Below are 20,704 nucleotides of genomic sequence, written 5' to 3' on the forward strand. Positions count from 1 at the left end.
TCCTGTCAGACTTTAGCGACCGGAATATACATATCAATTTCCCATACGCCGGACGCCGAGCCGTCGTTGAGATAGATTTCGTAACAGGGTTTGCCAGTTAACTGATAGTCACCATCAGCCTCTACCTGGTCAAAGAAGGTTTCCCAGGCTTCCTGGAATGCTTCGTTTTTTACGATGGCATGCCCGATGGCGTAAGTATCTGCCTCAATAGCCGTGATGATAACGCCTTCGCTGTTTTCCGGTAGTTTGAACTCTTCAGGTACGCCCAGTACCGTGTCCACGCGGAGCTTTTCTGGCGGAACAACATCGGGGTCATCATAGTAAATGGCCAGCCAGTCGCCATGGAGGCTGTGGGTTTTCGCCCACATGGCCAGCTGGCCAAACCCTTGCGGAACCGTGGTTTCCCACGGCCCGACCAGATGAAAACCGGCCACTTTACGCGCCGGAACATGCTGAACTTTGAATGTCATACTGCCTCCACGCTGATGAATAAATACACTGTACATTTATACACTATATTTTTTAAAGGTGGGGCACAAGCTGCCAGATTTGGGAGCAACCTCGCAGGAAATGGCGACAAAAAAACCGCGCAAATTGCGCGGTTCATCAACAAGACAAAGGGTTAAAGCTTGCGGCTGATAAAGTCGCCGAGACGCGAAAACAGCCCGCCCTTCTCCATCGGCGTGAGGTTCACTAGCGGCCAGTGGGAGATGAGCCTGTCACCATCAAACAGCTGGATCTCGCCCACCTGAGTATTGGCTGCCAGCGGCGCCTCCATATCCTGCTTGCTCAGCACATACTTTGCTTTGATGTTTGGCACTTCCGATTTAGGCAGCGCGAGGAAGACGTCCTGATCCGGGCCCACATTGATATTGGCCTTGTCGCCGTACCAGATGTGCTCGCTGCCGATAGGTTTGCCTTTTTGCAAGACCTGCACGGTGTCGAAATTATCCTGCCCCCAGTGCAGCAGCTTGCGGGCCTGCTCTTCACGCCCTTTTGAGCTAAGGCCGCCCATAATCACCGCAATCAGGCGGCGCTGGCCCAGCACGCTGGAGGCAATAATGTTAAACCCTGCCGTTTCGGTATGCCCCGTTTTCAGGCCATCCACGTTCAGGGATTTATCCCACAACAGGCCGTTGCGGTTTTGCTGGGTAATCCCGTTCCAGGTGAGACTGCGCTCGCTGTACATATGGTAGAACTGGGGTTCACCGTGGATGATAGCGCGGGACAGCACGGCAAGATCATAGGCGGAGCTGTGCTGCCCCGGCGCGTCCAGGCCATGCACGGTTTCAAAATGAGTATCGTGCAGGCCAAGCTGGTCGACGTAGTGGTTCATCATGGCGACAAACTGTTTCTGTCCCCCGGCAACATAGTCTGCCAGCGCAACGCAGGCATCGTTGCCGGAATCGATAATCAACCCGCGGCTGAGATCGCGCACGGTCACCCGGTCGCCCGGCTTAATGAACATCAGCGATGAGCCGTCAAACACCGGGTTACCTTTTGCCCAGGCGTCTTTCCCCACTGTGACGACGTCGTCCGGGGTAATACGTTTACTGTCGATTGCGCGGTCAACGACATAGCCGGTCATCAGTTTTGTCAGGCTGGCCGGGTTACGCTGGACGTGTTCATTGCCTGCGGTCAGCACCTGCCCGGTGGTGTAATCCATCAGTACCCATGCGCCGGCTTCTACCTGAGGCGGCTGCGGCTGATGGGGGAAAATATCATCAGCATAGGCAGCATTGACGGAAAGGGACAAAAAGCTCAGGGCAACAAGCAGGCGGGTTTTCAACGGATTTTCCTCAAAGACTTAATTTACAGCGGCTCGTTTTACGGGAGTTCTTGTTAATTTGCTTCTTTAAATTGCAAGAAAATATGACATTTCATATTTAGCAATAATAATGAATGATATTTGTACTAAATATATTCCCCCGGACAATACACTGCGTTTATTCCGATATTCCATGTTTGCGTGACATTCTGATTGTGGCAGCGCTGATTCATTTTTACTCTGACCGAAGAATACACGCATAAAGGTCATCGTATGGTGGAAAGTAAACGCTGGTCTCCTGAGCTGGAGGGGCTGCGAGGGCTGGCCTCGCTTTGTGTTTTGCTCGGCCACATTTGCCTGCTGGTGCAGTGCCGCATTCCTCTTCTTTACGATCCGGGGATGGGGGTCGATTTATTTATTTTACTGTCAGGGTATTTGATGGCAAAAAATTATCAGGAGCGTCGGGAAAAAGAGCCGTGGAATAGCCCAGATACCTTTCGCAAATTCTGGCTACGCCGCTTCTTTCGCATCGCCCCGCTCTATTATTTGCTGCTGGTCGTGGCGCTGATTTTTGGCAGTTGGTTCGGTGAAATGCGCGATATTATCGCCAGCGCCTGGCCGACAACCGCCACCGCAAGCAGCCGCTATGCCGACCACTCCGCAATGAATATTTTCAGCCATCTGACGTTTATTTTTGGCCTCTTTCCGGCCTGGTCCTTCCGCACCGTGTTGCCAGACTGGAGCATTGGGCTGGAGATGCAGTTTTATCTGCTGTTCCCGTTCATTATGCTGCTGGTGATGCGCTACGGGTTTACGGTTAGCGCGACGCTGCTGATGGTGGTTTGCCTGGCGGCCCGCTGGCTCTTCCCGGACTACTTCAACGCCTTTCCTATGCCGTCGATGATCCTGATAAAACTGCCGCTGTTTATCGCCGGAATGCTGATATCCCACGCGGTAATGCAAAAAAACCTGCGCTATTGCGCGCTGGCGCTGCTCGCCCCGGTTATTGCCTGGCAGATGCATATCGCCGAAACCCATCTGCGGCTGGTGGCAGAGTGCATGATGATTATCGGCATGACGCTGCTGCTCTGGCAGCCTGACAAAGAAAATCGCCTGCGCCGAATCACGGCGGCACCTCGCCAGCTGCTCACCTGTCGGTTTAGCCTGTTTCTGGGGGATGTCTCTTATTCGGTGTACCTGCTACACCTGATGATTGTCCTCCCCACCATCGGCCTGCTCGTCCGCTACACCGGTTTTGCCCATCAGCCTTCGCTGATGCGTTTCCTGATAGTCACGGCCATCGCGCTGCCCACCGTCTGGCTGATTGCCGTTGCGCTTTACCACAAGGTTGAAAAACGCGGCATCGCGCTGGGTAAACAGTTGCTTAGCGGGGCGAAAATGAAGTCCGAAAGGTCAGTATCTTAAACGCGCTTTTCCTTCTGATGCGCCGGCAGATGGTTTACCATTGAGTCTGATGATAACTAGCTCAATGGTAACCTCTGTGTCCGATTCTGCCTCACTTGCTACCTTTCTGTTTCACGATTACGAAACCTTCGGCAAAAGCCCTTCGCTGGACAGACCGGCCCAGTTTGCCGCGATTCGCACCGACAGCGAATTTAACGTTATTGGCGAACCGGAAGTGTTTTACTGCAAGCCTGCGGATGACTACCTGCCCCAGCCTGAAGCCGTGATGATCACCGGCATAACGCCCCAGCAGGCGCTGGCGCACGGCGAGAACGAAGCGGCCTTCGCGAAGCGTATTCACGACATCTTCACGGTGCCAAAGACTTGCGTGGTGGGCTACAACAACGTGCGCTTCGACGATGAAGTGACGCGGAATATTTTTTACCGTAACTTTTACGATCCGTATGCCTGGAGCTGGCAGAACGACAATTCCCGCTGGGATTTGCTCGACGTGATGCGCGCCTGTTACGCCCTGCGTCCCGAAGGCATTGTCTGGCCGGAAAATGAGGACGGGCTACCGAGCTTCCGCCTTGAGCATCTGACCAAAGCCAACGGCATTGAACACGCTAACGCACACGATGCGATGTCAGACGTTTACGCCACCATCGCGATGGCTCAGCTAGTGAAAACCCGCCAGCCGCGCCTGTTTGAGTATCTCTACAGCCATCGCTCAAAGCAGAAGTTACAGACGCTGATTGATATCCCGCAGATGAAGCCGCTGGTCCATGTATCCGGCATGTTCGGCGCCCAGCGCGGCAATACCAGTTGGATAGCGCCACTGGCCTGGCACCCGGACAACCGCAATGCGGTGATAATGGTCGACCTGGCCGGGGATATCTCGCCGCTGCTGGCGCTGGATGCCGCCACCCTGCGTGAACGCCTGTACACACCCAAAGCCGAACTGGGTGATAACGCAGCGGTGCCGATCAAGCTGGTGCATCTGAATAAATGTCCGGTGCTGGCCGTCGCCAACACCCTGCGCCCGGAAGATGCTGCACGCCTCGGCATTAACCGCCAGCAATGCCTTGATAACCTGAAAGTACTGCGCGAACACCCGGAAGTGCGTGAGAAGGTGGTGGCGCTGTTTGCCGAAGCCGAGCCGTTTGTGCCTTCCGATAACGTCGATGCCCAGCTTTACAACGGCTTCTTTAGTGACGCCGACCGTGCTGCAATGCGCATCGTGCTGCAAACCGACCCGCAGAATCTGCCGGCGCTGGATATCACCTTTGCCGATAAGCGCATTGAGAAGCTGTTGTTCAACTACCGCGCGCGCAACTGGCCGGGCACGTTAAGCGAAGATGAGCAGAACCGCTGGCTGCAGTATCGCCGGGATGTGCTTTCCCAGGAAGCCCTGCAGGCCTATGCTCTTGAGCTGGAAGCGCTGTATAACCAGCATGAAGGGGATAAAGAGAAAATGGCGCTGCTGAAAGCCCTGTTTGAATACGCTCAGTATCTGGTCGGTTAACCCTTTTGACAGATAAAAAAATGGCTCCCTTTGGGAGCCATTTTTATTGCTTCGAAACGGATTAAGCGATGTCTTCGTTGTACTGAGGCACCGGGTTACGGAAGCTGCGGGTCACGCAGGCCACGTAAATCAGGCCGATCGCACCCCAAATCAGGCCGAGAATCATCGAGCTTTGTTCCAGGTTAATCCACAGCGCACCCACGGTCAGGGCACCAATCGTCGGCAGAACCAGGAAGTTCAGGTGATCTTTGAACGTCTTGTTGCGCTTTTCGCGGATCCAGAACTGCGAGATAACCGACAGGTTAACGAAGGTAAAGGCAACCAGTGCACCGAAGTTAATCAGCGCGGTGGCGGTAACCAGGTCAAAGTCGATAGCCATCAGCGCAACTGCGCCCACCAGCAGCACGTTGAATGCCGGGGTACGCCATTTCGGATGAATATACCCAAAGAAGCGGTTCGGGAACACGCCGTCACGGCCCATCACGTACATCAGGCGGGAAACCCCAGTGTGCGCGGCCATACCGGAAGCCAGTACGGTAATAGTGGAGAAGATCAGCGCGCCAACCTGGAAGGCTTTACCCGCCACAAACAGCATGATTTCCGGCTGAGACGCATCCGGATCCTTGAAGCGAGAGATATCCGGGAAGTACAGCTGCAGGAAATAGGTGGAGACGATGAAGATCAGGCCACCAATCAGCGCGGTCAGGAAGATAGCGCGCGGAATCACACGCTCGGCGTTCTTGGTCTCTTCAGACAGGTTGCTGATGCCGTCAAACCCGGTAAACGAGAAGCACAGGATTGTCGCGCCGGTAATCATCGGCACAATATGCGCGTTCTCGGACCAGAACGGCTTGCTGCTTGTCAGCGTACCCGAACCTTCACCGCCCGCAACGCCGTACACCACCATTCCCATGATTACCGCAATCAGCAGAATCTGCAGGATAACGATGATGCTGTTGAAGTTGGCGACCGTTTTAACGCTGCGCAGGTTAGAAACGGTCATAAAGCCGACCAGCACGACCACGAAGATCCAGGACGGCACCTCAGGCACCAGCGCTTCAAAGTAGATTTTTGCCAGCAGGATGTTAATCATCGGCGCGAACAGGTAGTCCAGCAGCGACGACCAGCCCACCATAAAACCGACCAGCGGGTTAATGGATTTTTGGGCGTAGGTATAAGCGGAACCCGCAGACGGGAAACGACGCACCAGCTTGCCATAGCTCAGCGCGGTGAACAGGATCGCCACCAGAGCAAAGGCATAAGCCGTCGGCACATGGCCATCGGTCATCCCGGAAACAATACCGAAAGTATCAAACAAGGTCATCGGCTGCATGTAGGCAAGGCCCATCATGACTACCGGTACCAGCGTCAGGGTCTTACGCAGACCTGGGCGGGTGTTTGCACCTGCGGTGACGTTAAGCGACATGGTTGTTTCCCTCAGTGGAGAAAGCCTGCGCAAAAGCAAAAATCTGCCCCATCTTAATTTCCTCGGCGACACGACTGTCGTTTTTTAAAAGCTAGTATCTATCCGGTACGAAGCCCGGCCTCTTGGTTTTTTTGGCAAATGCCGTTTGTCTGACTTAATTGATTGCAAAAAAATAACCGACGTCTCTTAAACGTCGGTTAGTTTTCTCTTTTGCAGGCCGCGTATTTTGCACCATACGAAGGCACAATGACAAGATGTTAAAGCCATCTTTGGCAATTTCTTTTTCAGCGCGTGGCGGAAGTAAAAACTCCCACATCCAGCACGGCAGAAGAAGATAATCCCGTTCCGGCACATCGCTGCCATAACGCACTGCCTGACTGCCATTCAACATAGCCAGGTTAGTAAAATTCCGCCAGTCAAAAAGGCACTATTTTTCTACTGGCATATACACCTGGGCGATATGCGGGTCGGCGACGATTTTTTCTCGCCACCATTCGCTGGCAAGCCCGGCCGTTTGCTCATTCCAGCCAATCCAAACCGGTACATAAGGCACCTGCCCCGCAACCTGTTTTTCCACCAGCGCACCACTCTCAATATAGCGCTGCGCCATATAGCGCGGCATATACCCGCAGCCAATGCCGCTGATTTGCAGCTCGAGCTTGGTTTTGAAATCAAACACGGTGATCGCCTCCTGCTCTTCAAGCAAATGCAGCGCTCGGGCGGACTCGATTCTGGAGGTGTCTCCGACGACCACCGCCCGGGACTGCTTAACCAGCCGTCTGGGCAGTGGCTCCTCCGCTTTCGCCAGCGAATGATGTGGGGCGACAACAAAGACGATCTCCAGCCGGCCCAGAAGCGTAAAGCCAAAACCGCTCAGCGAAGGCGGCTCGCTCATCGCCCCGACAATAATGTCCGCCCGCCCTTCCGTGAGCGCCTCCCACGAGCCGCCAAGCACATCGTTGATAAATTTTAGCCGCGTTACGCTGTAGCTTTGATAGAACGCCTCGATTAAGGGCGTCAGCAGGGAAAAGGGAAAGGCATTGTCCACGCCGATGGTGAGTTCGTGTTCCCAGCCCTGCTGGAGTTTGATCGCCTGCTTTTCCAGCTCTCGTACCGAATGCAGAATTCCCCTGCCTTTTTCCAGCAGGAGCTGGCCGGTTCGCGTAAAGCGCGCCCGGTGGCCGCTGCGGTCGAGGATTTGAATATTGAGGTCGCTTTCCAGCTTTTGCACGCTGTAGCTCAGCGCCGAAGCGGTTTTAAAGAGCTTTGCCGCCGCCGCAGCAAAACTCCCCTCTTTATCCAGCGCATCGAGAATGATCAGGACCTCCAGCAAAGGTTTCATACTCACTCCCGGATGTGCGGCTGAATTTACTGCATAGGCATAAGCAGCGGATTAGGGTATTGATAGTCGAAGCCTAGCTCATTACAGATGCGGCTGCCGTCAATCAGCTTGCCGTGGCCGGTTGCCGCGTCTTTACGGAACGACGGGGCCTCAAGGCCAATTTGCCGCGCCATAAGCGAATAGAATTCTTCCCGCGTTGGGTGGGCCGGAGCACAAAGATTATAGACTCGCCCGCCTTTAGGTGCCTGAAGCAGCAGCGTGATGGCCGAAATCACATCTTCCAGATGCACGAGATTTACGCCGTGCTGCCCGTTTGCCACGTCCCTTTTCCCCGCTAAAAAACGCCCAGGATGGCGTTCCGGCCCCACCAGCCCCGCGAGGCGGAGGATATCCACGGACGTCCCCGGGAGTTTGTGCAGCCAGTCTTCCAGCTCTTTAAGCACTTTCCCGCTGGCGGTGACAGGTTTAAGCGGGGACGTCTCTTTTACGCTACCCTCGCCTTCCCCATACACGGAGGTCGAGCTGGTAAAAATAATGCGCGGCACGGAATGCGCCAGCGCGCTGTCGACTATTTCCTGCACCGCCTGCAGATAAAAATCATCGCCTTCTCCAGTGCGTCGGGCGGGCAGCGTCACCACTAACGCGTCAACGTTCAGCAGCGCTTCCAGGTCTTCACTGTCGCAAACCAGTTCCGGCTGCAGATTCAGCTGATAACTTTCGATCCCGCACATGCGAGCTGCTTCTACGCCATCCTGCGAGGTTTTGCTGCCGGTGACCTGATAACCACGCGCTGACAATGAGAGCGCCAGCGGCATACCCAACCACCCCAACCCGACTATTGCGACCCTTTTCATGCCTTGTCTCCTGACCTTGCAGCATTATCTTCTGAAGAGTGAATTTAGCTCTCCGTTAAGGCTACGCCACCCGGGCAGAACTGACAATTCCCTCAGCCTTACAGAATATTAATCAGCGAGGAAAAAACCCCTTGCGCTCGGTGCGTCATCTGGTTTACGTTAATTAGCACATAATGAATAGTCATTCATACGAGAATTTTATGACACGCGCTCAGTTTAAAAACCACCATCATCACCATCACCCTGACTAGTCTTTCAGGCGATTGGTGCTGGGAGACGAAAAGATCTTCCAGTGGTGCGTGAACGCGAGAAAAAGCCCCCGGAAGATATCTTCCGGGGGCTTTTTTATTGGGCGTCAGACAGGAATTGATAAGGGGTAACTACCGATGACCGACAACAACCGTTTACGCATAGCTATGCAGAAATCTGGCCGTCTTAGCGATGATTCACGCGAATTACTCGCCCGCTGCGGCATAAAAATTAACCTGCACACCCAACGCCTGATTGCGCTGGCCGAAAACATGCCCATCGACATTCTGCGCGTGCGTGATGACGACATTCCAGGGCTGGTGATGGACGGCGTCGTGGACCTCGGTATCATCGGTGAAAACGTGCTCGAAGAAGAGCTGCTGACGCGCCGCGCCCAGGGCGAAGATCCGCGTTATTACACGCTGCGTCGCCTGGACTTTGGCGGCTGCCGCCTGTCGTTGGCCACCGCCGTAGACGAGCCGTGGGATGGCCCGGCCAGCCTCAACAACAAACGCATTGCGACCTCTTACCCGCACCTGCTGAAGCGTTACCTCGACCAGAAAGGCGTGCAGTTTAAATCCTGCCTGCTGAACGGCTCGGTGGAAGTGGCCCCGCGCGCCGGTCTGGCCGATGCCATCTGCGACCTGGTGTCTACCGGCGCAACCCTTGAAGCCAACGGGCTGCGTGAAGTCGAAGTTATCTACCGTTCCAAAGCCTGCCTGATCCAGCGTGACGGCGAAATGCCGGCAGCCAAGCAGCAGCTGATCGACAAACTGCTGACCCGTATCCAGGGCGTGATTCAGGCTCGCGAGTCCAAATACATCATGATGCACGCGCCAACCGAGCGCCTGGATGAAGTGATTGCCCTGCTGCCAGGCGCCGAGCGTCCAACCATTTTGCCGCTGGCCGGCGATCAGCAGCGCGTGGCGATGCACATGGTGAGCAGCGAAACGCTGTTCTGGGAAACCATGGAAAAACTGAAAGCGCTGGGTGCCAGTTCCATTCTGGTGCTGCCGATTGAGAAGATGATGGAGTGATGTGATGAGCAACTTCAACACGCTGATTAACTGGAACGACTGCGACGAAGGCGCGCGACGCGCGCTGCTAATGCGCCCGGCTATCTCCGCTTCGGACAGCATCACTCGCACCGTGGCGGAAATCCTGAACAACGTTAAAAGCAACGGCGATGCCGCCCTGCGTGAATACAGCGCGAAGTTCGATAAAACTGAAGTGAAGCAGCTGCAGGTCACTCAGCAGCAAATCGATGAAGCCGTCGCGAGACTCGGCAGCGAGATTAAAGAGGCGATGGCCGTGGCCGTCGCTAACATCGAAAAATTCCACCTCGCGCAGCAGCTTGCCCCGGTGGATGTGGAAACCATGCCCGGCGTGCGTTGCCAGCAGGTGACTCGCCCTGTAGCCTCCGTGGGCCTGTACATTCCCGGTGGATCCGCCCCGCTGTTCTCCACCGTGCTGATGCTGGCCACGCCTGCCCGCATTGCTGGCTGCAAAAAAGTCGTCCTTTGCTCCCCGCCGCCAATTGCCGATGAGATTCTCTACGCGGCCCAGCTTTGCGGCGTACAGGAAGTGTTTCAGGTCGGCGGCGCCCAGGCTATTGCCGCGCTGGCGCTAGGCACAGAAAGCATTCCGAAAGTGGACAAGATTTTTGGGCCTGGCAACGCCTTCGTCACCGAAGCAAAGCGCCAGGTCAGTCAGCGTCTCGACGGCGCAGCTATTGATATGCCTGCTGGCCCATCGGAAGTGCTGGTGATCGCCGACAGCGGCGCCACGCCTGATTTTGTCGCCTCCGACCTGCTTTCTCAGGCGGAACACGGCCCGGATTCTCAGGTGGTTCTGCTGACCCCAGACAGCACCATGGCCCTGGCCGTTGCCGATGCCGTTGAGCGCCAGCTTGCCGCCCTGCCGCGCGCAGAAACCGCACGCAAAGCGCTGGAAAGCAGTCGCTTAATTGTTGCCCGTGATTTAGCGCAGTGCATTGAGATTTCCAACCAATACGGTCCAGAGCATCTGATCATTCAGACCCGCAACGCCCGTGAACTGGTGGACGATATTACCAGCGCAGGCTCGGTATTTCTGGGCGACTGGTCGCCGGAATCCGCCGGGGATTATGCCTCCGGGACAAACCACGTCCTGCCGACCTACGGTTACACCTCCACCTGCTCAAGCCTCGGGCTGGCGGACTTCCAGAAGCGCATGACCGTGCAGGAGCTATCTCCGCAGGGTTTTGCTTCTCTGGCAAAAACCATTGAAACCCTGGCCGCCGCCGAGCAGCTGACCGCCCACAAAAACGCCGTTACCCTCCGCGTCGCCGCCCTGAAGGAGCAAGCATGAGCCTCGAAGAGTTAGCCCGCGCCAACGTTCGCGCCCTGACCCCATATCAGTCTGCCCGCCGCCTGGGCGGGAACGGCGACGTCTGGCTGAACGCCAACGAATACCCAACGCCGGTAGAGTTCCAGTTAACCGCGCAGACGCTGAACCGCTACCCGGAGTGCCAGCCAAAGCAGGTCATCGCCAACTATGCCAGCTACGCAGGCGTGAAGCCTGAGCAGGTTTTGGTGAGCCGCGGCGCGGATGAAGGTATCGAACTGCTGATTCGCGCGTTCTGCGAACCGGGCAAAGACGCGATTCTCTATTGCCCGCCGACCTACGGCATGTACACCGTCAGTGCCGAAGCCTTTGGCGTAGAGTGCCGCACCGTGGCCACGCTGGATAACTGGCAACTGGATCTTCCGGCGATTGCAGAGAACCTCGACGGCGTAAAAGTTGTTTATGTTTGCAGCCCAAACAACCCAACCGGCCAGTTGATTAATCCGCAGGATCTGCGCGCGCTGCTGGAAATGACCCGCGATAAAGCGCTGGTCGTTGCCGATGAAGCCTATATCGAGTTTTGCCCCCAGGCGACGCTGGCAGGCTGGCTTCAGGAATATCCCAACCTGGTCGTACTGCGGACGCTCTCCAAAGCATTTGCGCTTGCAGGCCTGCGCTGCGGATTTACGCTGGCGAATGAGGAAGTGATTAACCTGCTGCTAAAAGTCATCGCCCCTTACCCGCTTTCTACACCGGTAGCTGACATCGCCGCCCAGGCGCTAAGCCCGCAGGGCATCAACGCGATGCGTGAGCGCGTGGCCGAAGTGCTGCTTAATCGCCAGTATCTGATCAATGAGCTGAAAAGCGTCCCTTGCGTTGAGCAGGTTTTCGACAGCGAAACCAACTACGTCATCGCCAGAATGACCGCCTCCAGCGCAGTCTTTAAATCGCTGTGGGATCAGGGCATTATCTTACGTGACCAGAATAAACAACCGACGTTAAGCGGCTGCCTGCGCATCAGCATCGGCACGCGAGAAGAGTGCCAGCGCGCCATTGAGGCGCTGCGTCAGCAACCCGGCCTGCAGGCCACGGAGAGCAAATGAGCCAGAAAGTACTTTTTATTGACCGCGACGGGACCCTGATTTCCGAGCCACCGAGCGATTACCAGGTCGACCGCATGGAGAAACTCGCCTTTGAGCCTGCGGTGATCCCGGCTCTGCTGCAGCTGCAAAAGACGGGTTACCGTCTGGTGATGATCACCAACCAGGACGGCCTGGGTACCGCCAGCTTCCCTCAGGCCGATTTCGACGGCCCGCACAACCTGATGATGCAGGTGCTGACCTCACAGGACATTCTTTTTGATGAGGTGCTGATTTGCCCTCACCTGCCAGCGGACAACTGCGACTGCCGCAAGCCGAAGCTGGCGCTGGTCACTGGCTACCTGCAGGACGGCGTGCTGGATAAAGCCAATAGTTACGTGATTGGCGACCGCGCCACGGACATTGAGCTGGCCGCAAACATGGGCATTCAGGGCCTGCGCTACAACAGCGATGGCCTGGACTGGAAGCAAATCGCCGAGAAACTCACTAAGCGCGATCGCTACGCCCACGTGGAGCGCAACACCAAAGAAACGCAGATTGACGTGAAGGTGTGGCTGGATCGTGAAGGCGGCAGCAAGATCGCCACCGGCGTCGGTTTCTTTGATCACATGCTGGACCAGATCTGCACCCACGGCGGCTTCCGCATGGAGATCGCGGTGAAAGGCGATTTATACATCGACGATCACCACACCGTGGAAGATACCGGTCTGGCGCTGGGCGAAGCGCTGAAGCTGGCGCTGGGCGACAAACGTGGCATCACCCGCTTTGGCTTTGTGCTGCCGATGGACGAATGCCTCGCCCGCTGCGCGCTGGATATCTCCGGCCGGCCGCACCTCGAATATAAAGCCGAGTTCAACTACCAGCGCGTGGGCGATCTCAGCACCGAAATGGTGGAACACTTCTTCCGCTCGCTCTCTTACACCATGGGCGTGACGCTGCACCTGAAGACCAAAGGCAAGAACGATCACCACCGCGTGGAGAGCCTGTTTAAAGTCTTTGGCCGCACCCTGCGCCAGGCGATTCGCGTAGAGGGCGATACGCTCCCCTCCTCGAAAGGAGTGCTCTGATGAACGTGGTGATCCTCGACACGGGCTGCGCCAACCTGCATTCGGTGAAATCGGCCATTCAGCGCCACGGCTATGAGCCGCTGGTCAGCCGTGACCCGGACGTGGTGCTGCGCGCCGATAAGCTTTTTCTGCCGGGCGTAGGCACCGCGCAGGCGGCCATGGACCAAATCATCGAGCGCGATTTGGTGGAGTTGATTAAAGCCTGTACCCAGCCCGTGCTGGGTATTTGCCTGGGAATGCAGCTTCTCGGCAGCCGCAGTGACGAAAGCCACGGCGTGGAAATGCTGGGCATTATCGACCAGCCGGTATTGCAGATGAAAGACTTCGATCTGCCGCTGCCGCACATGGGCTGGAACCGCGTTTACCCGAAGGCGGGCGACCGCCTGTTCCGCGGCATTGAAGATGGGGCGTATTTCTACTTCGTTCACAGCTACGCGATGCCGGTCTGCGAAAACACCATCGCCCAGGCAAACTACGGTGAAGCCTTCACCGCGGCGGTGCAAAAAGATAATTTCTGGGGCGTTCAGTTCCACCCCGAACGTTCCGGTGCGGCTGGGGCTCAGCTGCTGAAAAACTTTCTGGAGATGTAGACGATGATCATTCCGGCTCTTGATTTAATTGACGGCAACGTGGTGCGTCTCCATCAGGGAGATTACGACCAGCAGCGTGACTACGGCAGCGATCCGCTTCCGCGTTTACAGGATTATCAGGCTCAGGGTGCGGAAGTGCTGCACCTCGTTGACCTGACCGGGGCTAAAGATCCGGCGGCCCGCCAAATTCCTCTGCTGCAAAAACTGCTGGCTGGCGTGAGCGTGCCGGTTCAGGTTGGCGGCGGTGTGCGTACCGAGCAGGACGTTGAGGCCCTGCTGGATGCGGGTGCCGCTCGCGTGGTGGTTGGCTCCACCGCGGTGAAATCTCCGGCGCTGGTACAAAGCTGGTTTAAACGCTTTGGCGCCGATGCTCTGGTGCTGGCGCTGGACGTGCGCATTGATGCCGAAGGTAACAAACAGGTTGCGGTGAGCGGCTGGCAGGAAACCTCCGGCACCACGCTGGAACAGCTTGTCGATGAGTTCCTGCCGTTTGGCCTCAAGCATGTGCTGTGCACCGACATCTCTCGCGATGGCACGCTGGCAGGCTCAAACGTCGAACTTTATCAGGAAGTGTGCGCGCGCTTTCCGCAGGTCGCCTTTCAGGCTTCAGGCGGTATTGGCGGGCTGGATGATATTGCCGCCCTGCGCGGCAGCGGCGTGAAAGGCGTGATTGTTGGGCGCGCGCTTCTGGAAGGTAAATTTAACGTGAAGGAGGCGATTTCATGCTGGCAAAACGGATAATCCCTTGCCTGGACGTGCGTGACGGCCAGGTCGTGAAAGGCGTGCAATTCCGTAATCACGAAATCATCGGCGACATCGTGCCGCTGGCGCAGCGCTATGCTCAGGAAGGCGCAGACGAACTGGTGTTTTATGATATCACCGCCTCGAGCGATGGCCGCGTGGTAGACAAAAGCTGGGTGACTCGCGTGGCGGAAGTGATCGATATTCCTTTCTGCGTGGCGGGCGGGATTAAATCCGTTGAGGATGCCGCGCAAATCCTGTCGTTCGGGGCGGATAAGATTTCCATTAACTCCCCTGCCCTGGCCGATCCTGAGCTTATCACTCGCCTGGCGGATCGCTTCGGCGTGCAGTGCATCGTGGTCGGCATTGATACCTGGTTTGACGCTGAAACCGGCAAATACCACGTGAATCAGTACACCGGCGACGAAAGCCGTACCCGCGTAACAAAGTGGGAAACGCTGGATTGGGTGCAGGAAGTGCAGAAGCGCGGCGCCGGGGAAATCGTCCTGAATATGATGAACCAGGATGGCGTGCGTAACGGCTATGACTTGACGCAACTGAATAAAGTGCGTGAAGTGTGTCACGTGCCGCTTATCGCCTCCGGTGGCGCAGGCACCATGGAACACTTCCATGAGGCCTTCCGCGATGCGGACGTTGACGGCGCTCTGGCAGCTTCCGTGTTCCATAAGCAAATTATCAATATTGGTGAACTGAAGGCGTTTCTGGTTCAGCAAGGCGTGGAGATTCGAGTGTGTTAACAGAACAACAGCTAGCCCAGCTGGACTGGGAAAAAACCGATGGTCTGATGCCGGTTATCGTTCAGCACGCGGTGTCCGGTGAAGTCCTGATGCTCGGCTATATGAACCAGGACGCGCTGGCAAAAACTCAGGAAAGCGGCAAAGTGACCTTCTTCTCGCGCACCAAACAGCGCCTGTGGACTAAAGGTGAAACGTCAGGCCATTTCCTGAACGTGGTACGTATTGCGCCAGACTGCGATAACGACACGCTGCTGGTGCTGGTGAACCCCATTGGCCCAACCTGCCACCTCGGCACCTCAAGCTGCTTTGGGGATACTCACCACGACTGGCTTTTCCTGTTTGAACTTGAACAGTTGCTGGCCTCGCGGAAAACTGCCGATCCTGCCAGTTCCTATACCGCCAAACTGTACGCCAGCGGCACCAAGCGTATTGCGCAGAAAGTGGGCGAAGAAGGCGTGGAAACCGCGCTGGCAGCAACCGTGAACGATCGTCACGAACTGACCAACGAAGCTTCTGACTTGATGTATCACCTGCTGGTGCTGCTGCAGGATCAGGATTTGGACTTGAGTACGGTGATTGAGAATTTACGGGCCCGGCATAAATAAGCCCTGGAACAGATGTAAAAAAGGCCGCTAATGCGGCCTTTTTGTTTTTTTAGCAAGCTTAGGCTGCTGATTTATAGTTACGCAGCGCGTTTCGCCCCAGGACATAGCCCGAGCCGACAATAATGCCCAACAAGGCGGCAAGCACCAGCGTCAGGCCTTTTTTCGGGCTGTCTTTACGCACCGGCAAAGTTGCCTTCATGACATACCGAAACGCATAGGTCGTTTCCGGCGTCGATTTTAATTCACTCACCGCAAGGAGCGACTGACGGGCGTTAAAATAAGAGTTATCTAAAGGCAGCGGGCGGGACGCTTCGTTTTTGATCATAGAAGAAAGCGCCTCGCTCCCCAGGACAAACAGAGTATCTTCAGACATTGTTTCAGCCTGAGAAACCGCAGGCTTAGCAATATTAGATTGCTGAGCCACCAACAGCGCCTGGTTCAGCTCATCCAGACGCTTTTGCTGTTTCTCCTTAGCAACTTTTACTTTTGTGTCGAGCACGCCTTTTAAATCGCTTATTTTTGCGTCAACGGAAGTTTTAAGGTCATCATCCAGCTCAGCGACAGTCCGCTCATTAATCTGCTGAAGATAAGTATTCAGTGTTGTCTGCGCCTGTTCAGCTGAACTCGCCACATAGCTAATCTTGAGCGGCAGCGGTTGATCCTTTCCGGCGGGTTCTATGGTCAGTTTTTCTGGTATTTGCTGATTGCCCAACTGCTCAGAGAGGGCCGAAATGGCAGAGTTGAATCGCCCAAAATAACGCTGTTGGATCTCGGCCAGCGAGGGCACAGCCTCTGGAGACCGGGCATTAAGAACGCTCATGGCATTGCTGTAGTTCGAAATCTGCCCGGTATCCGGGAGCGTAACTATCGCCTCAGAAGTCCATTTTTCTGTTGCAAAAGTGAGATAAGCAATAGCGATTAAGATGGCTAAAATCATTGCTGCCGCAATGGCGATTTTACCGCGCCATAGCTGTATAAGAAGATCAATTAAATCAATATTTTCCTGTTGATTGCTGGTGTGTTCTTTCGCCACATTTATGTCAGTTTGATTCATAATTGCCTTTGAAAAAATAATGAGAACAGCTTCGTATATTCATCAGATTTATAGTATAGAAAGATAGTAGGCAAAAGACCTTAATGATTTGTAAGGAAAAGATCGGAATTTGCTGAAAAATCAGCACAGAGACCGAATGCCAAAAAATCACAAAAAGAAGCTGTGTGATATTCGACCAGCCCTCAAATATAAATAAGGCCCTCGAAGGGCCTTTTATCAGATCGTGAAAAGAATCAGTCAAGCCACTCGGTGTGGAAGACGCCCTCTTTGTCCGTGCGCTTATAGGTATGCGCCCCGAAATAGTCACGCTGAGCCTGGATCAGGTTAGCCGGCAGAACCGCTGCGCGGTAGCTGTCGTAGTAGGCAATCGCCGCGGAGAAGGTCGGCGTTGGGATACCGTTCTGCACAGCGTAAGAGATCACATCACGCAGGGCCTGCTGGTAATCGTCGGCAACCTTCTTGAAGTAAGGGGCCAACAGCAGGTTCGCAATAGCTGGCGTTTCAGCATAGGCATCGGTGATTTTCTGCAAGAACTGAGCACGAATGATGCAGCCCGCACGGAAAATCTTCGCAATTTCACCGTAGTTCAGATCCCAGTTATTCTCTTCAGACGCGGCACGCAGCTGGGAGAAGCCCTGAGCATAAGATACGATTTTACCCAGGTACAGTGCACGACGAACTTTCTCGCTAAACTCAGCTTTGTCACCGGTGAATGGCTTGGCCTGCGGGCCACTCAGCACTTTAGAGGCCGCCACACGCTGCTCTTTCAGAGAAGAGATATAGCGCGCGAATACGGATTCAGTGATCAGGGACAGCGGCTCACCGAGATCCAGGGAGCTCTGGCTGGTCCATTTCCCGGTACCCTTGTTGGCCGCTTCGTCCAGAATCACATCAACCAGGTATTTCCCTTCTTCATCTTTCTTGGTGAAGATATCTTTGGTGATGTCGATCAGGTAGCTGCTCAGCTCACCTTTGTTCCACTCGGTGAAGGTTTCAGCCAGCTCTTCGTTAGACAGATCCAGACCGTGCTTCAGCAGGGAATAAGCTTCTGCAATCAGCTGCATATCGCCGTATTCGATTCCGTTGTGCACCATCTTCACGTAGTGACCAGCACCATCAGGACCGATATACGTTACGCAAGGCTCGCCGTCTTCAGCAACCGCAGCGATTTTGGTCAAAATTGGAGCAACCAGCTCGTACGCGTCTTTCTGGCCGCCAGGCATGATGGATGGGCCTTTCAGGGCGCCCTCTTCACCGCCGGACACGCCGGTCCCAATGAAGTTAAAGCCTTCAGCCGACAGGTCACGGTTACGGCGAATGGTGTCCTGGTAGAAGGTGTTCCCGCCATCAATGATGATGTCGCCCTTATCGAGATAAGGCTTCAGGGAGTCGATGGCAGCATCGGTGCCAGCGCCCGCCTGCACCATCAACAGGATGCGACGTGGTGTTTCAAGAGACTCAACGAACTCTTTTACGGTGTAGTAAGGAACAAGTTTCTTACCCGGGTTCTCCGCGACAACTTCTTCAGTTTTCTCACGGGAGCGGTTGAATACGGAAACGGTATAACCACGGCTTTCAATGTTCAGCGCCAGGTTGCGCCCCATCACGGCCATACCAACAACGCCGATCTGCTGCTTGGACATTACATACTCCTGTCTTTTAGATAGTTATACTATTAACACTAAACGGGTCTCGGTGCTAATCCCCTTCATCATATGATGAATAAGTGCCTGTTCATACTCTAACAGCTCAAAGTGCTTAGCTAGAAACGAATAATTGTAATATTAAATAATCTGTCCAGAAACTACGAATTTAGAATTATTATAATTAAAATCACCTTTAACGTATAATATTAAATAGATTAAATTGACGTTCTCTTTCGCAACTAGAAAAAACCTATCGCAACAATAACAAAGAAAAAAACTCGCTCAGAAAATTTCCTTCTTATTTTATTAATGTTTTTAAGCAGCAGGATACGCGAGCTTAAACTTCGCTCTGATAGGCATCGCGATAAGAATTGATCATGTATAGACAGTACATTTATCGTTCTTTTTACTTGACTTCTATACCAACCGCTTCGAATCATAGATATACGTTTCATTGCAGCTCGCCAACTATTATTAGTCCCTATTTGGTTGCGCTCATGCTGTCGATACTTCATAGTGGGCAATGCATCAATGTACCATTTACATCCAGAACTTCGCACGAGTGCATAGACAAACCAGTCATGATACTCAATTTTCTTTATCTCATCACTTTCTATAAGCACTTTTTTAAATGCGCATGCAATATTTTTATTAACAACAACCGAACAACCAGGACCCGCTGATTCAAATAAAAAATCATATTGAACCTGCTTCTGTGATTTATTTATTATTTTTGTCCTTCCATCCGCCCAAAAAGCAAGCACATTACTTGAATAGCCTGCGTATTCCCCACTGGACAATTTAGCTACCGCTCTGGAGATTTTATCTTCATACCATATATCATCCTGGTCAGAGAACGATATAAAATCATAACGACTTACATCAACATTCTTTATTAAATGATAAAAATTACTTGCAGCATCTCCAAACCTTTCACCATACGGCAACATATGAATATTATCATATTTTTCAGCCAAGCCAGTGCAAAAAATCTCCGTACCGTCAGTGGAAACATCAACACTTATATAGATATCTAATACAACATTTTTTTGATTTAATATGGACTGAACTTGCTCTTCAATCCATTCCATTCCATTATATGCTGCAAGCAAAACTACGACGCTGGACACAATAAAGCACTCCAAATGCTAGAAAATTATAAGAAATTGCAAAGTTCCGCTTTACTTAAGATATATATCTAAGTATTTATCAGCCATAATTTCTCGCGTATAAGCCGTATCAAACTTAATCTTTGCTGCATTGGCTAATCTCTGTGAGTTGCTAATAGAATGATGAACAGCTTTTTTTAATGAAATGATGTCGTCTAATTTAAAGAATGTGGTCGTGTTGTAATCTAATATTTCCTCAAAAACAGGTATGTCTGAACACACGGTCACGACATTGCTACTTAAAGCCTCAGTTAATGCCAGCGGAAAACCTTCCTCCCGGCTAGGCATGACATAACAATCGAACAGAAATATATGCTCCTTTCCATTATCTCTAAAACCAGTAAAATAGACTCTATCAACAACATCCAGTGATTCGCTGAGCGATTTCAATTCATTCATTATTGGGCCATCCCCAATAATTACACAGGACAATTCAGAGTCAATTGCAAGCACTCTAATAATCTGCTCCAATCCTTTTCTTTTATTAAAAAGTGCAATCGAGCCTAAAACCTTTAGTCCTTTAGATCTGAAGTTACTTACCGCGTCGAATATATCTTTATCAAAAGTAGATGTTTTATTTAAAGGTTTGACGCCATTGTTGATTACTTCAATTTCATTCCCCTTAATTTTTATTTTTTTTATATAATACTCCCTTGCAACTTCTGTCAAAACTATTTTAGTGTCCAAATGACGCCAAATCGATCCCCAGATTTTACTAAAAACAAATGAAACAACTTTGCCATAAGTATAAAAAAGATCAGTTTCCACAATATTATGAATGGTAGAAACTTTCTTCCCTTTGAAAAAGGGGATTATGGCGTTAATAAAATCTGGCCGAATCATGTGTGAATGAATAACATCAAAATCATACAATTTGTGAAAATTTTTAATCGTCAACTTCCTTTGACTGCAAGGGAATTGCATATTGCCTTTGTTGTCCAAATAGAAAACTTCGAAATAAACTACGTTAGATGTCACTGAATATTTATTCTGCAATTGTTCTATTATGTCATATGCAACACGTACTGGACCAACATTTTGAACTGAGGGTATAATTACAGCAATCTTTTTCACATTAATA

21 protein-coding genes and 1 other annotated feature are annotated in these 20,704 nt (G+C 53.1%); of the genes, 11 read left to right on the forward strand and 10 right to left on the reverse strand.

The features are described 5' to 3' along the window. Positions 1 to 5: 5 nt before the first annotated feature. Positions 6 to 470: a DNA gyrase inhibitor SbmC gene (gene sbmC, locus WFN87_RS00990; RefSeq protein ID WP_008455013.1), complete on the reverse strand. Its 465-nt coding sequence runs from the start codon at positions 468 to 470 to the stop codon at positions 6 to 8. Positions 471 to 622: 152 nt separating this feature from the next. Further along, positions 623 to 1,789, reverse strand: a complete 1,167-nt coding sequence (gene dacD / locus WFN87_RS00995) for a serine-type D-Ala-D-Ala carboxypeptidase DacD (protein ID WP_336981467.1) — start codon at positions 1,787 to 1,789, stop codon at positions 623 to 625. 252 nt (positions 1,790 to 2,041) lie between these two features. Here dacD and WFN87_RS01000 point away from each other — a divergent pair, with 252 nt between their 5' ends. Continuing rightward, positions 2,042 to 3,193 carry an acyltransferase family protein gene (locus tag WFN87_RS01000; protein WP_336981469.1) on the forward strand — a complete coding sequence of 384 codons (1,152 nt, stop codon included), beginning with the start codon at positions 2,042 to 2,044 and terminating at the stop codon, positions 3,191 to 3,193. 76 nt (positions 3,194 to 3,269) lie between these two features. Further along, on the forward strand, positions 3,270 to 4,697 hold the full coding sequence (gene sbcB / locus WFN87_RS01005; RefSeq protein WP_336981471.1) for an exodeoxyribonuclease I: 1,428 nt from the start codon (positions 3,270 to 3,272) through the stop codon (positions 4,695 to 4,697). 61 nt (positions 4,698 to 4,758) lie between these two features. On the opposite strand, the gene WFN87_RS01010 is transcribed toward sbcB, so the two are convergent. The 4 genes from WFN87_RS01010 to WFN87_RS01025 form a co-directional block, all read right to left on the reverse strand. Continuing rightward, positions 4,759 to 6,123 carry an APC family permease gene (locus WFN87_RS01010; protein ID WP_336981473.1) on the reverse strand — a complete coding sequence of 455 codons (1,365 nt, stop codon included), beginning with the start codon at positions 6,121 to 6,123 and terminating at the stop codon, positions 4,759 to 4,761. Positions 6,124 to 6,277: 154 nt separating this feature from the next. Next, positions 6,278 to 6,514, reverse strand: coding sequence for a hypothetical protein (locus tag WFN87_RS01015; protein ID WP_336981475.1), 237 nt, complete (start codon positions 6,512 to 6,514; stop codon positions 6,278 to 6,280). Positions 6,515 to 6,550: 36 nt separating this feature from the next. After that, positions 6,551 to 7,465: a LysR substrate-binding domain-containing protein gene (locus tag WFN87_RS01020; protein ID WP_336981477.1), complete on the reverse strand. Its 915-nt coding sequence runs from the start codon at positions 7,463 to 7,465 to the stop codon at positions 6,551 to 6,553. 26 nt (positions 7,466 to 7,491) lie between these two features. Beyond that, positions 7,492 to 8,319 carry an SDR family oxidoreductase gene (locus WFN87_RS01025; RefSeq protein WP_336981479.1) on the reverse strand — a complete coding sequence of 276 codons (828 nt, stop codon included), beginning with the start codon at positions 8,317 to 8,319 and terminating at the stop codon, positions 7,492 to 7,494. A gap of 200 nt (positions 8,320 to 8,519) precedes the next feature. On the opposite strand from WFN87_RS01025, the gene hisL reads away from it, so the two are divergent. From hisL to hisIE, 9 genes are all read left to right on the forward strand, one after another. Continuing rightward, positions 8,520 to 8,570, forward strand: coding sequence for a his operon leader peptide (gene hisL / locus WFN87_RS01030; RefSeq protein WP_126358378.1), 51 nt, complete (start codon positions 8,520 to 8,522; stop codon positions 8,568 to 8,570). After that, positions 8,546 to 8,668 (forward strand) — a sequence feature (His leader region). It overlaps the preceding gene by 25 nt. 37 nt (positions 8,669 to 8,705) lie before the next feature. Beyond that, on the forward strand, positions 8,706 to 9,605 hold the full coding sequence (gene hisG, locus WFN87_RS01035) for an ATP phosphoribosyltransferase (protein ID WP_008455029.1): 900 nt from the start codon (positions 8,706 to 8,708) through the stop codon (positions 9,603 to 9,605). A 4-nt stretch (positions 9,606 to 9,609) separates the two neighbouring features. Further along, on the forward strand, positions 9,610 to 10,917 hold the full coding sequence (hisD, locus tag WFN87_RS01040; protein ID WP_166991319.1) for a histidinol dehydrogenase: 1,308 nt from the start codon (positions 9,610 to 9,612) through the stop codon (positions 10,915 to 10,917). Then, positions 10,914 to 11,996, forward strand: coding sequence for a histidinol-phosphate transaminase (gene hisC / locus WFN87_RS01045; RefSeq protein ID WP_166991315.1), 1,083 nt, complete (start codon positions 10,914 to 10,916; stop codon positions 11,994 to 11,996). The genes hisD and hisC overlap by 4 nt, the downstream gene beginning before the upstream one ends. Then, entirely contained in the window at positions 11,993 to 13,060 is a 1,068-nt protein-coding gene (hisB, locus tag WFN87_RS01050) for a bifunctional histidinol-phosphatase/imidazoleglycerol-phosphate dehydratase HisB (protein WP_336981482.1), read from the forward strand. The genes hisC and hisB overlap by 4 nt, the downstream gene beginning before the upstream one ends. After that, complete coding sequence (hisH, locus tag WFN87_RS01055) at positions 13,060 to 13,650, forward strand: imidazole glycerol phosphate synthase subunit HisH (RefSeq protein WP_336981484.1); 591 nt, start codon at positions 13,060 to 13,062, stop codon at positions 13,648 to 13,650. The genes hisB and hisH overlap by 1 nt, the downstream gene beginning before the upstream one ends. Positions 13,651 to 13,653: 3 nt before the next feature. Beyond that, the gene (gene hisA, locus WFN87_RS01060) at positions 13,654 to 14,391 is read left to right on the forward strand and encodes a 1-(5-phosphoribosyl)-5-[(5-phosphoribosylamino)methylideneamino]imidazole-4-carboxamide isomerase (RefSeq protein WP_336981486.1); all 738 of its coding nucleotides are present in this window, start codon (positions 13,654 to 13,656) and stop codon (positions 14,389 to 14,391) included. Continuing rightward, a complete protein-coding gene (gene hisF, locus WFN87_RS01065) occupies positions 14,373 to 15,149 on the forward strand; it encodes an imidazole glycerol phosphate synthase subunit HisF (RefSeq protein WP_336981488.1) in 777 nt (258 codons plus the stop codon). The genes hisA and hisF overlap by 19 nt, the downstream gene beginning before the upstream one ends. Continuing rightward, positions 15,143 to 15,754: a bifunctional phosphoribosyl-AMP cyclohydrolase/phosphoribosyl-ATP diphosphatase HisIE gene (gene hisIE, locus WFN87_RS01070; protein ID WP_008455044.1), complete on the forward strand. Its 612-nt coding sequence runs from the start codon at positions 15,143 to 15,145 to the stop codon at positions 15,752 to 15,754. Before hisF ends, hisIE begins: the two co-directional genes overlap by 7 nt. 58 nt (positions 15,755 to 15,812) lie before the next feature. On the opposite strand, the gene wzzB is transcribed toward hisIE, so the two are convergent. From wzzB to WFN87_RS01090, 4 genes are all read right to left on the reverse strand, one after another. Further along, on the reverse strand, positions 15,813 to 16,808 hold the full coding sequence (gene wzzB, locus WFN87_RS01075) for an LPS O-antigen chain length determinant protein WzzB (RefSeq protein ID WP_336981490.1): 996 nt from the start codon (positions 16,806 to 16,808) through the stop codon (positions 15,813 to 15,815). A gap of 233 nt (positions 16,809 to 17,041) precedes the next feature. After that, the gene (gene gndA / locus WFN87_RS01080) at positions 17,042 to 18,451 is read right to left on the reverse strand and encodes an NADP-dependent phosphogluconate dehydrogenase (protein WP_336981492.1); all 1,410 of its coding nucleotides are present in this window, start codon (positions 18,449 to 18,451) and stop codon (positions 17,042 to 17,044) included. Positions 18,452 to 18,693: 242 nt separating this feature from the next. Next, on the reverse strand, positions 18,694 to 19,584 hold the full coding sequence (locus WFN87_RS01085; RefSeq protein WP_336981494.1) for a glycosyltransferase: 891 nt from the start codon (positions 19,582 to 19,584) through the stop codon (positions 18,694 to 18,696). Between the two features lie 51 nt (positions 19,585 to 19,635). Continuing rightward, positions 19,636 to 20,697: a glycosyltransferase family 4 protein gene (locus WFN87_RS01090; protein WP_336981496.1), complete on the reverse strand. Its 1,062-nt coding sequence runs from the start codon at positions 20,695 to 20,697 to the stop codon at positions 19,636 to 19,638. Positions 20,698 to 20,704: the final 7 nt, after the last annotated feature.

This window comes from Cedecea sp. AS113, from assembly GCF_037152415.1.
Classification (GTDB): domain Bacteria; phylum Pseudomonadota; class Gammaproteobacteria; order Enterobacterales; family Enterobacteriaceae; genus Cedecea.

What these genes read in the sequence shown, in the direction of transcription:
- gndA (WP_336981492.1), bottom strand. Translation starts at nt 18,451, where the DNA reads ATGTCCAAGCAGCAGATCGGCGTTGTTGGTATGGCCGTGATGGGGCGC.
- WFN87_RS01000 (WP_336981469.1), top strand. Translation starts at nt 2,042, where the DNA reads ATGGTGGAAAGTAAACGCTGGTCTCCTGAGCTGGAGGGGCTGCGAGGG.
- wzzB (WP_336981490.1), bottom strand. Translation starts at nt 16,808, where the DNA reads ATGAATCAAACTGACATAAATGTGGCGAAAGAACACACCAGCAATCAA.
- hisF (WP_336981488.1), top strand. Translation starts at nt 14,373, where the DNA reads ATGCTGGCAAAACGGATAATCCCTTGCCTGGACGTGCGTGACGGCCAG.
- hisC (WP_166991315.1), top strand. Translation starts at nt 10,914, where the DNA reads ATGAGCCTCGAAGAGTTAGCCCGCGCCAACGTTCGCGCCCTGACCCCA.
- WFN87_RS01025 (WP_336981479.1), bottom strand. Translation starts at nt 8,319, where the DNA reads ATGAAAAGGGTCGCAATAGTCGGGTTGGGGTGGTTGGGTATGCCGCTG.
- hisB (WP_336981482.1), top strand. Translation starts at nt 11,993, where the DNA reads ATGAGCCAGAAAGTACTTTTTATTGACCGCGACGGGACCCTGATTTCC.
- hisD (WP_166991319.1), top strand. Translation starts at nt 9,610, where the DNA reads ATGAGCAACTTCAACACGCTGATTAACTGGAACGACTGCGACGAAGGC.
- hisA (WP_336981486.1), top strand. Translation starts at nt 13,654, where the DNA reads ATGATCATTCCGGCTCTTGATTTAATTGACGGCAACGTGGTGCGTCTC.
- sbmC (WP_008455013.1), bottom strand. Translation starts at nt 470, where the DNA reads ATGACATTCAAAGTTCAGCATGTTCCGGCGCGTAAAGTGGCCGGTTTT.
- WFN87_RS01015 (WP_336981475.1), bottom strand. Translation starts at nt 6,514, where the DNA reads ATGTTGAATGGCAGTCAGGCAGTGCGTTATGGCAGCGATGTGCCGGAA.
- hisH (WP_336981484.1), top strand. Translation starts at nt 13,060, where the DNA reads ATGAACGTGGTGATCCTCGACACGGGCTGCGCCAACCTGCATTCGGTG.
- hisG (WP_008455029.1), top strand. Translation starts at nt 8,706, where the DNA reads ATGACCGACAACAACCGTTTACGCATAGCTATGCAGAAATCTGGCCGT.
- WFN87_RS01010 (WP_336981473.1), bottom strand. Translation starts at nt 6,123, where the DNA reads ATGTCGCTTAACGTCACCGCAGGTGCAAACACCCGCCCAGGTCTGCGT.
- WFN87_RS01020 (WP_336981477.1), bottom strand. Translation starts at nt 7,465, where the DNA reads ATGAAACCTTTGCTGGAGGTCCTGATCATTCTCGATGCGCTGGATAAA.